13 protein-coding genes are annotated in these 12474 nt (G+C 62.2%); 12 read left to right on the top strand and 1 reads right to left on the bottom strand.

Annotated features, from left to right (window positions below):
* Nucleotides 1-13 precede the first annotated feature (13 nt).
* The gene (locus EC839_RS15720; protein WP_132832767.1) at nucleotides 14-424 is read right to left on the bottom strand and encodes a hypothetical protein; all 411 of its coding nucleotides are present in this window, start codon (nucleotides 422-424) and stop codon (nucleotides 14-16) included.
* Between the two features lie 142 nt (nucleotides 425-566).
* Between EC839_RS15720 and EC839_RS15715 the strand changes: the two genes are divergently transcribed.
* The 12 genes from EC839_RS15715 to EC839_RS15660 all read left to right on the top strand — a co-directional run bounded on the left by EC839_RS15715 (nucleotide 567) and on the right by EC839_RS15660 (nucleotide 12472).
* Entirely contained in the window at nucleotides 567-1364 is a 798-nt protein-coding gene (locus EC839_RS15715; protein ID WP_132832766.1) for a PFL_4669 family integrating conjugative element protein, read from the top strand.
* 5 nt (nucleotides 1365-1369) lie between these two features.
* Entirely contained in the window at nucleotides 1370-1945 is a 576-nt protein-coding gene (locus tag EC839_RS15710) for a DUF3158 family protein (protein ID WP_093252712.1), read from the top strand.
* A gap of 1 nt (nucleotide 1946) precedes the next feature.
* Nucleotides 1947-2417, top strand: coding sequence for a single-stranded DNA-binding protein (locus EC839_RS15705; RefSeq protein ID WP_132832765.1), 471 nt, complete (start codon nucleotides 1947-1949; stop codon nucleotides 2415-2417).
* Nucleotides 2418-2656: 239 nt separating this feature from the next.
* A complete protein-coding gene (locus EC839_RS15700) occupies nucleotides 2657-3106 on the top strand; it encodes a hypothetical protein (RefSeq protein WP_132832764.1) in 450 nt (149 codons plus the stop codon).
* A gap of 57 nt (nucleotides 3107-3163) precedes the next feature.
* Complete coding sequence (locus tag EC839_RS15695; protein WP_305955933.1) at nucleotides 3164-3364, top strand: CrpP family ICE-associated protein; 201 nt, start codon at nucleotides 3164-3166, stop codon at nucleotides 3362-3364.
* Nucleotides 3365-3460: 96 nt separating this feature from the next.
* Nucleotides 3461-4441: a hypothetical protein gene (locus EC839_RS15690; RefSeq protein ID WP_132832763.1), complete on the top strand. Its 981-nt coding sequence runs from the start codon at nucleotides 3461-3463 to the stop codon at nucleotides 4439-4441.
* Nucleotides 4434-6314 carry a hypothetical protein gene (locus EC839_RS15685; RefSeq protein ID WP_132832762.1) on the top strand — a complete coding sequence of 627 codons (1881 nt, stop codon included), beginning with the start codon at nucleotides 4434-4436 and terminating at the stop codon, nucleotides 6312-6314. The genes EC839_RS15690 and EC839_RS15685 overlap by 8 nt, the downstream gene beginning before the upstream one ends.
* Nucleotides 6311-8278: a DEAD/DEAH box helicase gene (locus EC839_RS15680; protein ID WP_132832761.1), complete on the top strand. Its 1968-nt coding sequence runs from the start codon at nucleotides 6311-6313 to the stop codon at nucleotides 8276-8278. The genes EC839_RS15685 and EC839_RS15680 overlap by 4 nt, the downstream gene beginning before the upstream one ends.
* A 26-nt stretch (nucleotides 8279-8304) precedes the next feature.
* Nucleotides 8305-8868 carry a hypothetical protein gene (locus EC839_RS15675; protein ID WP_132832760.1) on the top strand — a complete coding sequence of 188 codons (564 nt, stop codon included), beginning with the start codon at nucleotides 8305-8307 and terminating at the stop codon, nucleotides 8866-8868.
* 302 nt (nucleotides 8869-9170) lie between these two features.
* Nucleotides 9171-9437: a DUF3606 domain-containing protein gene (locus EC839_RS15670; protein ID WP_132832759.1), complete on the top strand. Its 267-nt coding sequence runs from the start codon at nucleotides 9171-9173 to the stop codon at nucleotides 9435-9437.
* A 102-nt stretch (nucleotides 9438-9539) separates the two neighbouring features.
* Entirely contained in the window at nucleotides 9540-10739 is a 1200-nt protein-coding gene (locus EC839_RS15665; protein WP_132832758.1) for a TcpQ domain-containing protein, read from the top strand.
* Entirely contained in the window at nucleotides 10736-12472 is a 1737-nt protein-coding gene (locus EC839_RS15660) for a PilN family type IVB pilus formation outer membrane protein (RefSeq protein ID WP_132832757.1), read from the top strand. Before EC839_RS15665 ends, EC839_RS15660 begins: the two co-directional genes overlap by 4 nt.
* Nucleotides 12473-12474: the final 2 nt, after the last annotated feature.

The following is a 12474-nucleotide window of genomic DNA, read 5'->3' as shown; positions in this document are numbered from 1 at the left end:
TATCAACCAACGCCTAGTACGGCTCCGTTGCGTTCGGGACATGCCTGACAGCCAGGGTGCCAACTATGAGCGCAGAGCGCTGCTGAATCCTTCTACTGGTTCCACTGGAAACACTGGTCGGCTGAATCGCACGGATGGTTCCACTGGAAACACCGGTCTGCTGGATCGCACGGGTGGTTCCACTGGAAACACCGGTCTGCTGGATCGCACGGGTGGTTCCACTGGAAACACCGGTCTGCTGGATCGCACGGGTGGTTCCACTGGAAACACCGGTGGTTCCACTGGAAACACCGGTCTGCTGGATCGCACGGGTGGTTCCACTGGAAACACCGGTCTGCTGGATCGCACGGGTGGTTCCACTGGAAACACAGGTTGGCTGGATCGCACGGGTGGTTCCACTGGAAACACAGGTTGGCTGGATCACGGGGGTGGTTTGAATGCTACCAGCACGAATTCACCCATGCTGTCGCAACCTCCTCGCACCCAAATACGGTTTTCCGCTGCCCTTCGGCGCCTGTCTCGGCACCCTGCCCGAGCGTCATCTCACAACCCAAGGAATCCTTCTCATGGCTGATACCTTCCAGCTCAACCTGGGCTCGCTCAGATCGAGCGTCAATCTCACCCTGCATACCCATCACGCTTCCCGCCTCTGGTTCGGCCGGCAGCGGTCCGACAACAAGCCCGGCATGATCGGCTTGTCCGGCTTCTCCAACATCATCAACCGCATCTCCGCCGGCGCCGCCAAGGACGATCCCTATTCCGATCTCTTCCTCATCATCATCGAGGACAAGATCGAGGAGTCGGAGCAGCAGCTGACCGCTATAGATGAGCGACTGGACCAGGTCATGGCCATGTTGCCCAAGCAGCTCGATGTAGGGACCAACCTTTCAATCCAACCACTCAAGCTGCCGCTGTACCTGAACTCGCCGCTGGCCTTTAAAGGTGTGTATCTGCTCACCCGCTATGACGAGCTGGTTCGCCGGATCCTCCTGGCCGCCCACATCGGCTTGATCGACAACGGCTCCAAGGAGGCCTGGCTGGATGAGGGCGCCGCCGTGCTTCGTCGCCTGTACGGCGTCGGCCAGCGCTACAAGGGCTACAGCGGTGCATCGCGCGACGACATTGCCGCCAACAATGCCCGCGCTACCAACGCCCAGCAGATGTACAGCTTCCTGGAAATGCCCAAGGACGTCCTGGAAGGCACCCGCCGTAGCAAGTTCGCACCGGCGATCCAGCGTCCCGGCGATGTCCCGGCTAGCTCCAGCAATGGCGACGAGGGCTTCGATGGCGACTCCGCCGACGAGGATGAGCATTTGGGCGCTATGACCAGCTCCCGCGCCGCTACCGAGATGAGTGAGGCCTGATCGCCATGGCACTGCAACAGTCCACTCAAGGCTCGAAAACCGCAGACCTGCAACAGGCCGCCTTCCAGCCCCTGCAACAGGATGTCTTCGCGAACCTGCAACACGCTCCCTTCTACAAAGGGCTTTTAAAACCCTTTAAAGGTAAGGGAGCACTGGACCAATTAGCCGAGCAGTGCCGTTCCCTTGAAGCCGACCTGAACACCCTGGCCCAGGAGCGGATTCTCGCCCAGGCCCAGCGCTTCCCCTTCACGCTCCTGCCGATCCGGATGACCCACCAGCACACCTCAGCTGGCCCAGTCTTTTTGCGCTGGCAGCAGAGTGGGACACGAAAGATGGGTGTGGGGCTCTGGGCGGACCTGTGCCGCCACGACCTGGTCACCGAAACACTGCTCCAGGACCTGCACGCCATGGAGCTGCAGCGCATTGCTTTGAATATGCAGATCAGCCTGGTCCATGCCATCGGCCGGCAGGCCGCCGAGTGCGCCGAGAAGATGGCCCAGGCCGATGCCGTTTACACCGAACAGCTGCAACAGATCATCCAATCCCGCGGCGAAGACGCCGCATCCCAACAGGAGGCCTGACATGGGCACAGCAGTAGTATGGGAAGGCAACATCGGTTCCGCACCCGAGTACAAGCGGTTCCAGAAGGACAATCAGGATCCGCGGCACCTGCTCCGGCTGAACGTCTATTTCGATAACAGCATCCGCCTGCAGGATGGCTCCTACGAGGATCGCGGCGGTTTCTGGGCCAACGTCGAGCTCTGGCACCGCGATGCGGAAAGCTATAGCCGGCTGTACCAGAAAGGGATGCGTGTGTTGATCGACGGCCGGGCGGTCTTGGATACCTGGAAGGATGGCAACGGCGAGGAACAAGCTGCGATCAAAGTCCAGGCGAACCGGATTGCGTTCCTGCCGCAACGCATCGAGTCCATCACCATGGGCCAGGGCACGGGCCAGGCGCAGTCACGACCGGTAGCGAACGGCCAGTCGCGCGCACCTGCCCCCACGCCGGCACCGATGTCCGAAGATTTCGACGACCAGATCCCCTACTAACTGGCCCGAAAAATTTGCCGCCCCAGCGTGAAGCTGCCGGAAGACAGGACTCACTCAGCATGGGCCTGTCGCCCCGGGCCGGGCAGTGGCAGAAAAGTCGCGCCACTGCGTGAAGCTGCCGGGAGATCTACCTCGCACCTCGTGTCTCCCCAGCCACCCGCTTGACCTCAGGGTAGTCAGGAACCGCGGCACAACGTGAAGCCGCAGGTATCACTCACTCGAATAGCGTGGAACTGCACATGGACAACTCCTTCCGCTTCAAGAGCGCCGTACAGATTGCCAGCCGCGATACGGTTGCTATACGTGGCCTGTGCCAAGCGAAGGTCAACGAGGTAGCAAAGGTTCGTAGGCTCCGTGCCATCGGGGATGTATCGATGCGCGCCCAGGGCTACATCGACGCCTGCCACGATTTTCTGGGCTTGCACGAAGACGATGTACGACGCCTGGTCTGGAGCCTGAACGAGTCTCGAATGACTCGACGCGAGCAGTTGGTCGGGGCCTATTTCGGTGATGAAGCTCCAGACGTGACCCATGAGGTTGAAGTCGCGATCGACTGGTGGAACGGTATGGATCAATCCGAGCAAGAGCACTGGCTGAGTCTGGCCGAATCCACACGCCCGAGGGATGCGCGCCGGGCCTATCTGGCCCACCTGAAGCAGGAGTGCGAACGCATGGGGTTTCCTTCGTAGATCGCGGCTCTGCGTGACTCTGCTGGTGGATTCAGCCTTATCAATCGGGACACTGCCATGGTGAACGAAGCCCAATCTAGAGTGACTTCCATGGATGCTCGATCTGGAGCGAACGCTCACCGATCCGCCATGCGTGCTGGTGAAGCAGCAGCTCTAGCCAGAGCCGGTGTTCATACCTGTCCCTACCAGCATCCCGCCTTTCGGTCGTCCTGGCTAAAAGGGTATGCCCAGGCCCAGCAGCAGAGCTTGGATTTCTAGGCCAACCTATTCCCTTCCAGTTAGGGTTTTCCCTTCCGCCGCTGATCGGCTCACCGCGACCCTAGACCTTCCTGATCACTTCTGAAGGTCTTCGCCATGTTTATTCGGACCCTCTTCTGGTTGTCCGTCATCACTGTTCTGGCTGTTGCGGGCGCAGCCGTTTACTGGTTGTACAGCTACTTCGCCCTGCGTGAGGCTCAATCCTTCATCTCTTTCGGGTTCCGTGCACTCGCACTTGGCTGGGGCTGGCTGCTGACCTTCTGGGCAGCCAAGTTCGCGCTGGAATTGCTGGTTCTCGCCCGGAAGGAGCATCAAGATCATTGCCGCCAAAAGAAAGCCGTCGAGTGGTACGTCGAGGCGCTTGGAGGGGAAATCACCCAGTCCCAGGCCGATTTCATCAACGAGCGGCTGACCTATGGCGATCGCTGGGAAGCGGCGGAAGGATTGCTCAGGGCCTACTACGGCCCGGGCATTGAAACCAGCGACATCCAGCGCCTGGATGACCTCGCGGATCGCGGCTGGCGAGTGACCGGCAAGCTCAAGGTCGACGCTCTCTGCCTGAGCCTTGCGGGCCGGCATCAGATATACACCCCGCTACGCCTACTGCCTCAGTACTCGAAAGCCCCTTTACCGGCCTCTCCTCCCTCCCCATCGCCGTTGAAGCCCTTCCGGGAGGACGATCCCTGGTACTCGCACGACGTGTTGAAGATGTTTGCCGCGCGCAACACCTTCACCTTATTTCAGCGCCATGGTGGCATCGATTTCGACTGGACGCGTAACGATGGCCAGCGCACTGACCCTATCTCTCGCGAAGACTGCGCGGCCATGCTCAAGGCCATGCAAGCCTGGATCAGGCGAAAGACGTCCGAGGCTGAAGCAGCGGCCCTGGGTACCGACCTTGAGTACGTGCGACACGATATTGCTCTCATCGCCGAGGCGCTGGCCTGCGAGCAGCATCAACACTGTCACAGCGTGATGTGGGAAGTGACCAGGGACGATAACCGGGAGCGTGATGACGATGAGCGCCGGGCGGACGAGTATTGCCACCGGCTGCATTCCGGGCCCGCCGATGAGTGAGGTCTCCCCGGCAGGTAAGGCCCACAGCTTCAGCGAACGGCAGCTCGCCGTTGCCCATACCTGGGCCTCGCACTTCCAGATCGAAGGCCCTAAACGCGACACCTTTATCGACCACTACCTTCGCTCGACGCGCTATTCCCGCTGCTGGTGTGTGACCGTCCAGGTCCCCGGCCGAGCAACCCCTATCACCATCCTTCGCATGGGGGACTTGGTGCAGCTCTACGATGGCGTGTGCATCCGGATGAAGAAGGTCAAGGCCATCGACCGTATGCCCAAGCGAAAACCAGCGGAGCATTCGGCCTTACGCCTGGCTCGCTACCTGCTATTGCCTCACGTCATCTGGCCTTTGCAACCGCTGCTGACGTCGTTCTGCGATACCGCTAGGTCGGTTGCCAGGCAGTTGGCCTGCGACGATCTGGGGGCCTTCGGGAAGGCCTGGGACATTGATGGGCACAGGCACAACCGCTACTTCAGGCCTCGTTCGGCCTACTACCTCACGCAGATCGGCGCGGCGCTTAAAGCCTTTCTTTCGGCGGTCGATCAGTCGCGCCTGTTCGCGATTCGCTCTGCAAACTGCCCATCTGCCGAACTCTACAACTGGCTGTCGCAGGGCAACACCGAACGCCGGCATCAGGCATTGCGGTCACAGCCGATCCTGGTGCCGCTACTGGTGCTGTGCGAGGACGACGACTGGCCTATAGGACGCCGCCACTTCGCTAATGCACCAGCCCAGCTGCAGGCATCGCTTTGCCGTTATCACCCTAGCGATTCGTCCCTCAACGAGGCGCTACTTGGCGCTGCTGTAGACGCAGGACTCCCTCTGGTGCCGTTGCTCGCCTGGGTGTTTGGCGCACCGGCCGCCTCGATCCGTTTCCTCGGAAGCGTCCGACCCAACTGCGCCGGCACAGCGCTGAGCCTTATCAAGCGCGAGGGTCGCGGCTGGGGTTGGCTGGGGCTGCTGGTGGGTGCCCAACTGGGCAATCGCAGGCCTCAGAACCGCCGAGACTGGCGGGCCGTTCATGAGCTGTACAGCAGCGTGCCGCACAACGCCGCCGGCGTCGTCGACTGGTCGCGGCTACTCGCCGGTACCCCGACGGCGTGGGATGACCCCCGATGGCCAGCCATCCGCGCGACATTGACGGATGTCAGGGAGTTGCTCAGCGCTGTTTGTGATGATTCTCCGACTGCGCAGCGGGCCGCTAAAGGCCTTGAGCATTTCTTCGCGCGCTGCTCCTACGCCCAGATCGCACGCCTGGTGCATGACTTTCACGAGGCCATGACAATGGCCCGGGAGTTTGCCGATAGCCACGGCCCGCTTCGGGAGACGGATGCACATACGCCCTGGCCTCCGCTGCTGACCGAGTCGCGCACCGTCGATTGCCCGAATGGCCTGCAGGTCGTGGAGCTGGTGTGTCCTGCTGACCTGATGAGTGAGCACTTCGCCCTGGGTCACTGCATTGACAACTACGACTATCGGGCCTACTCCGGCGCCTGCCGGCTGTTCTCCGTGCGGGAGTCAGGCCGCGCCCTGGCCTCGGCGGAGCTGGTCTTGCCCCACGAACGTCTATCCAAGAGCGTCCAGGCTCAGCGGCAGACTCGCTTACCCGCCGAGCTGCAGGTGGTACAGCTGCGCGGACGCCTCAATCGAACCATTGCTGATGACGAGCCTGCCGGGGTTGCCTTCGACTGGTTCATGACCGCCCTACGACGTGGCCGGCTGACGGTCACCATGGACTGGCCAAATGTCTCGCACACCATGAGCCGGTTCGCGAAGGATGCCTGGCGTATGCACTACCGTCGATTCCTGGTGGAGTGGCTGACGCATCGGTTTGGCCTTACTGAACCCGTTGCCCGTCTGGCTCACACGGCATGAAGCAGCCTTCACTTCGCAATACCGCCGGCACGTCGCAGCTCTTGCAACGCGCCGTATTCGACGGCTATGACTTTGGCCTCAGGATGCCCTACCTCGAAGGCGCGAACCGCCTGCTGACGAACCGGGGCGGCTCCTTCATTCGCCGCGGCGAGCATCCCTTGTCCGGGTATTGGCGGCTGCCTCAGCGGCGGCTGCTGGAGGACCTGGACGTGCTCTTTCACCAGCTGAACGAGCTGGCTGATGGTCGTTTTGTCCAGGACTGGTCAGGCTTCAGCCGAAAGATCGCCGACGCCCAGGCCGATGCTCGGCGGGATCTATTCATCTGGGGGATGCGCCTGCGGATCGCGCCGCTGTCCGGTGGCGGCGTGGTGCTCTCCGGTGACTATCACCCAGCCTGCGTCGCCGTGGCCAAGCGCATGCATGGCGCCTTCCTTTCGACCAGCCGCGCCTGGCGAGTGCCTGCCTCCGCCGAGATCCTGCGCAGCAACCTGGTCCTAGAGCTGGGGCTGCTCGAGGAGCAGTTCGAGATGCTCGACGTGCTCCAGGAGCTACTGTCCGACGGATCGGTCAGCGCAGCGCGCGACGTCACAGCGATGTCGATCGGAGGACCTCCGCAAGAGCGCAATGCGCCCTCTGCAGACGAGGACAGTGCAGCAGACGTTTACCTGGCCGCGGTGCCTGACATCGCCAAGACCAGCTGGACGCTGCAGGCCATCGAGGCCGAGCTCAAGCCCTATTCGTTGATGTCCCACCAGCCCGCAGGGATCCGACACCTGCTGCAACGCACCAGCGCGCTGCTGGCCGATGATATGGGGCTGGGCAAGAGTCGCCAGGCGGTGATCGCCGCCGGCATCCAGTCAGCTGGCCACCAGATCCTGGTGGTGGTCCTGGCCAGCCTGGTGATCAACTGGGAGCGGGAGATCCTGGCGGTCTATCCGGACGCGCGAATCGTCCGGCAGCGCTATCAGGCTGAGGCCCAGTGGGTGATCGTCAACTACGAGCGCCTGGGGGACTTCGTCGCGCTCGCCGATCAGTTCGCGGTGATGATCGTCGACGAGGCCCACCGGCTGAAGGAGCCCACGGCCGCCTGGACGCGCAACGGCTTCGACATCGCCGCCAAGGTGCCCAACCGCTACCTGCTGACCGGGACGCCGGTGCTCAACCGGGAGTCGGAACTCCACACGCTGCTGCGCTTGTCCGGTCACCCCATCGGGCAGCTACCGCTCAAGGACTTCTGCGAGCGCTTCGCCGGTAGCTCCGAATTCCGCCAGGGGCTGCGCGCCGAGATCAGCGACTGGATGCTACGCCGGCGCAAGGACGTGCTACCCGACCTCAAGGGCAAGCAGCGGCAGACCGTGCCGGTCGTGCTCGATGAGGCGCAGCAGGTCGAGTACAACACCATCCGCAACGCCGATCAGCCCGTGTTCGCGCGCCTGGGCCGCCTTCGCCAGCTCCTGGAGCGCGTGAAGGTGCCGGTGATGATGGAGCTGCTCGGCGAGCTGGATCCAGAGGACAAGGTGATTCTCTTCTGCGAGTACAAGGAGACGGTCACCACGCTGCAGCAGCTGTGCGAGGCCGCAGGCCTGGGATGCGTCACCCTGGTGGGCACTGACAGCCTCACGAAGCGGCAGAAGGCGATCGATCGCTTCCAGCAGGACACCGAATGCCGGATCTTCATCGGCACGACGTCAGCGGCCGGCACCGGCAACAACCTGACCGCCGCCAACTACGTGTTTTTCCTGGGGCTGCCCTGGACGCCGGGGCTGCAGGACCAGGCCGAGGACCGTGCCTACCGCAACGGGCAGCGGCGTCTGGTGGTGGTGAAGATCCCGCTGGTGGAGAACAGCATCGATCTGCAGCTGTGGCAGATGCTTCAGGACAAGCGGCGGATCGCCCAGGACCTCATCGAGCCGGACGCGGTAAATCAAGCACAGCACCGACTGGCGGACAGCTTGATCAGCTGAGCAGGACACCAACCGTTTTACCTGTGATGACGGTTACCCCTTCCTCGCTCATCGCCCAGATCCCACGCTTCCTGTACCCCAAAATGAGCGAGAAACCCATCGTGAATGTTCGCCTATTGCCACTGACGCTGATCGCGGCCCTGTCTGCACCGGCCTTTGCTACCAGCCAATCCGTCGATTTCGATCTAACCGTGGGTCAGTACAGGGCGACAATGGCTACACGGCTCGGCACGCTTACAACCATCACTCATGCGCTCGAACCTCGCATTGACGAATGCACGTTGCGCTCAGCTGATAGCGAGGCTCGAATCTCGACGAAGCTGGCTGATGAGCTATCCGCCACGCTTTTGCCGATTTCGTTTAGCCACAACAAACTCAAGGCATACGTGGAAATCACCCGGTTGGTCATCCTGCCAACCGATACACCCTCGGTGAAAATCGCAGACGGCTGCTCGCTGGCCCTAGCCGACTCCCAGACGATTTCGGTACGCCGCCTGGTGGAGCTACCAATCAATGAGGCCTACGAATTCAAGCTATCAAATGGAGAGAGCGTTCGGCTCAGTGCCGCAGCGGCGGGCAAAATCGACTAGACCCTGTAATGAGCAATACCCGCCCGGCTATGGCGGGCATGTGACCCTATAGCCGCAGCTGATCCCGGAATCGCAGCACCTCAGTTGAACCCCGATCCAGGGGCTCTGTCATTGTTTTGAGTGCTCAACACTCATCCCCTATAGGTTGGCAAACCTGTTGGCTTCGAACTGAGTTATCCCCTGCCTGGAGCGGGGGATTTTTTTGCCCAGGGCAAAGCTTTTTCAGCTCCCATTCTTGCTACGGCCAATGCTCCAACTGCACGCTGATTGAGTGGCACTTCGCCGCGCATCAGGAGCTATTCATGGAACACAATAACGACAACACTCATCAATCCGTGGACCGCAGCAGCGTCAACCTAGACTCACCAGAGGCGATGACCTACTGGCTCGCTTTCTTTGGTTGCGACCGCGACGATCTGATACAGGCCTGGAAGTTAGTCGGTTCAGGATCGGTGGCAGGCATCCGAGGAACGATCGCCTACCTGGAAGGGCTTAAAGCCCCACCCATAAAAGCCCGATCCGTACCGAAAAAGCCCAAGCGCAACTACGACGACCCCTCGCCTAGTTAACCGGGGCACTTAACCTCTTTCGCTCTAGATACGGTTATCTCCTGCTTTCCAGACAGGTGCCTGGCACCGTGAGCCCCACTACGTAATGGGGCCACACCGCACATGATCTGGAAGCTCACTACCCTCTCGCCGCTCGCCTTCGCCGTCGCATTGGCAGGCTGTGCTCAGCAGGAGCCTGCGCCCAGCGCACCCGGCCCCGACAGCTCGCGCAATCCGGAGCTGCTCCAGCCCGATCTCTATCCGAAAGGTGCTGTTTCAGAGCCCCAGGTGCGCTACGGCCGCTACACCCTGGTGAATACCGCGCCGGAGACCGAGCAGCGGGACCTGATGGCCCAGATCATCGACGTGAACATTCCGGCCAACATGAAGCCGACCGTTCGCGACGCGATGCAGTATGTGGTCAATCGCTCCGGCTACAGCCTGTGCGGTCCAGAGCAAGGCCACGTCAACATTCTCTTCACTCGCCCGCTACCAGCGGCGCAGTACAAGCTCGGGCCCATGAGCCTGCGCAACACCCTGCAGGTACTGGCTGGTCCGGCCTGGCAGGTCAAGGTCGACGAGGTCGTGCGCTCCGTGTGCTTCGTGCTCCGCCCGGGCTATCAACTGCCTGAAGGTCAGCGCTACGCAGCTGCGCCAGCAGCTCCCCCGACCACGGCCGCTGCCAAGCCTGTATCCACTGCATCGAACTCGGTAGTGACTATAGCCACTGTGCCCGCTACCAAGCCGCTGGAAACTCACACCGAACCGGCCAAGCCATCCACGAACGTAACCGCCGCACCGGCAGTCAAACCTATGCCCGCCGGCGCGGCGCTGACATCCGCGCCGGTCAAAGCGCCAGGAGAGTCCTTGCATGTCGGGCAATCTCCAAACGCTTCCCTGGCGAAGGGCACCTCTGCCAAACCTGCTGCTGTAGCGGCTTCGGCTCCTGTCAAGCCCTCTACCGCAGCCGTCACACTAGCCAAGCCGTTGCCCACAGTGGGCACTACGGCGGCCGGCGCCTACACCCTGCCTTCGGTCCGACTGACCGAGCCAGCCTCTGCCATGACCCAGACCTGGGATGCGCCCATTGGCAGCACCCTGCGTCAGTCCGTCGAGGCGTGGGCCAAGCGTGCGGGTTGGCAGGTCGTCTGGGAACCCGATGACCTGGACTACCCCATCGAGGCCGCTCTGCACTTCCGCGGCACCTTCGCCGAAGCCGTTGCCCAGGTTTTCCCGCTCTACGACGGCGCTCGGCGCTCTTTCATCGTCGATGGCAACTCCAGCCAGCGCATCGTTCATGTTTCCGAGAGGAAGAAGTCATGACCCACCCCCTTCGCCTGAGCGCCCTGGCGGCGGCGCTCCTGCTCGCCAGCTGCTCGGTACAGCGGGTGGACGAATCGGCCCAGCGCGCCGAGAACGATGCCGCCATGGCCAGCCAATATGCGGCCCTGCTGCGCAACCAGCAGCAACAGCCCAAGCGCGAGACCGTCGTGTTCAGCGACAAGCCCTGGGTCTCTACACAACCGGTGGTGGCCAAACGCGGCATGCCCTCGGCGCTAGATTGCGAGCTCAGCTATCGCCCGTCCGGTAGCGTCGGCATCACCGAGATCGCTCAGTACATCACCAGCCAGTGTGGTATTGCCGTGCTGGTCTCCCCTGATGCACTGAACCCCAACGCCGGGGCAGCCAGTGCCCAGGCGGCCAGCACAGGACCGGCGCCGATTGGCAATCCCAGTCCGGATAGCCTGGCAGGTCTACTGCCTGCAGGCGTCATCACCAACCCGGCGACCATGGGCGCCGCCGGGACTCCGATGAACTCCGGCTATCGGGCGACCGACTTCACCAGCATGGGCGCCAGCAGCCAGGTCAGCGGCCTCAAGTACAGTGGCAAGGCCTCCGGCCTGCTCGATGAGGTCACCGCGCGCCTGGGTCTGGGTTGGCGCTATTCGCCCGTCGAGCGCGCCGTGCGGATCAGCTATTTCGAAACGCGGGTCTTCGATGTCTGGTCGTTTGGTGACAAGCAGGTCATCGCCAGCACGGTGAAATCCGGGATGGCCACCGCCGCCGGAACAAGCGGCAGTAATTCGGGCGGATCGAGCACCAACTCCGGTGTCACAGGCGACGCCGGCAGCAACCAGAGCACCACGGTGACCCTGGAGTCCTCGATCCTGCAGGACATTCAGAACAACGTGAAGGCGATGCTCAGCGTTGCCCCAGCCGGGCGGATGTACCTGGCCCCTTCTACCGGGACCCTGACCGTCACGGACCGCCCTGAGGTGATCTCGCGGATCGAGGCCTACCTCAACAACACGAATCGCTCCATCACTCAGCAGGTGCTGTTCAACGTCAAGGTCTTCGAGGTCACGCTGACCGACACGGACCAGCTCGGCCTCAACTGGGCCGCGGTCTACAAGTCCCTGAATACCAAGTGGGGCCTGTCGCTTTCCAACACCGTTGCCGGCATCAGCACCAGCGCCACCTCGGCTTCCGTCGGCATCGTCGACACTGCCAATTCCGCCTGGGCTGGTTCCAATGCCATCGTGCAGGCACTGGCCGAGCAGGGCCGGGTCTCTAACGTCCGCTCTCCGTCGGTGACCACCCTCAACCTGCAGCCGGCGCCCCTGCAGATCGGCAACGTCCAAGGCTACCTGGCCTCTAGCCAGACGACGTCCACGGCGTCGGTGGGCTCCAGCACCTCGCTCACGCCCGGCACCATCACCAGCGGCTTCAACATGACGCTGCTGCCGCGCGTGCTCGATCACGACGAGATGCTGCTGATGGTGTCGATCAACATGAGCAGCAAGCCGACCTTCCAGACCTTCACCAGCAACGGTTCCAGTGTCCAGTTGCCGGACTACGACGCCAAGTCGTTGTCGCCCAAGGTCAAGCTGCGCAGCGGCCAGACACTGATCCTGTCTGGTTTCGAAGAGCTCAACGAAAATGCGGCCAAGACCGGTGTGGGTGACCCCAGCTTCTTCGGCCTTGGCGGCAGCCGCACGCGGACTTCGGGGCATAGCGTCCTGGTGGTGCTGATCACCCCGATCGTGACAGGCTGACA

The sequence above is a fragment of the Pseudomonas sp. JUb52 genome, from assembly GCF_004341115.1.
GTDB classification, from domain to species: Bacteria; Pseudomonadota; Gammaproteobacteria; order Pseudomonadales; family Pseudomonadaceae; genus Chryseomonas; species Chryseomonas oryzihabitans.
This window is presented reverse-complemented; position numbering and strand designations above follow the sequence as displayed.

What these genes read in the sequence shown, in the direction of transcription:
- EC839_RS15700 (WP_132832764.1), top strand. Translation starts at nt 2,657, where the DNA reads ATGGACAACTCCTTCCGCTTCAAGAGCGCCGTACAGATTGCCAGCCGC.
- EC839_RS15685 (WP_132832762.1), top strand. Translation starts at nt 4,434, where the DNA reads ATGAGTGAGGTCTCCCCGGCAGGTAAGGCCCACAGCTTCAGCGAACGG.
- EC839_RS15690 (WP_132832763.1), top strand. Translation starts at nt 3,461, where the DNA reads ATGTTTATTCGGACCCTCTTCTGGTTGTCCGTCATCACTGTTCTGGCT.
- EC839_RS15705 (WP_132832765.1), top strand. Translation starts at nt 1,947, where the DNA reads ATGGGCACAGCAGTAGTATGGGAAGGCAACATCGGTTCCGCACCCGAG.
- EC839_RS15665 (WP_132832758.1), top strand. Translation starts at nt 9,540, where the DNA reads ATGATCTGGAAGCTCACTACCCTCTCGCCGCTCGCCTTCGCCGTCGCA.
- EC839_RS15670 (WP_132832759.1), top strand. Translation starts at nt 9,171, where the DNA reads ATGGAACACAATAACGACAACACTCATCAATCCGTGGACCGCAGCAGC.
- EC839_RS15695 (WP_305955933.1), top strand. Translation starts at nt 3,164, where the DNA reads ATGGTGAACGAAGCCCAATCTAGAGTGACTTCCATGGATGCTCGATCT.
- EC839_RS15680 (WP_132832761.1), top strand. Translation starts at nt 6,311, where the DNA reads ATGAAGCAGCCTTCACTTCGCAATACCGCCGGCACGTCGCAGCTCTTG.
- EC839_RS15710 (WP_093252712.1), top strand. Translation starts at nt 1,370, where the DNA reads ATGGCACTGCAACAGTCCACTCAAGGCTCGAAAACCGCAGACCTGCAA.
- EC839_RS15715 (WP_132832766.1), top strand. Translation starts at nt 567, where the DNA reads ATGGCTGATACCTTCCAGCTCAACCTGGGCTCGCTCAGATCGAGCGTC.
- EC839_RS15660 (WP_132832757.1), top strand. Translation starts at nt 10,736, where the DNA reads ATGACCCACCCCCTTCGCCTGAGCGCCCTGGCGGCGGCGCTCCTGCTC.
- EC839_RS15675 (WP_132832760.1), top strand. Translation starts at nt 8,305, where the DNA reads ATGACGGTTACCCCTTCCTCGCTCATCGCCCAGATCCCACGCTTCCTG.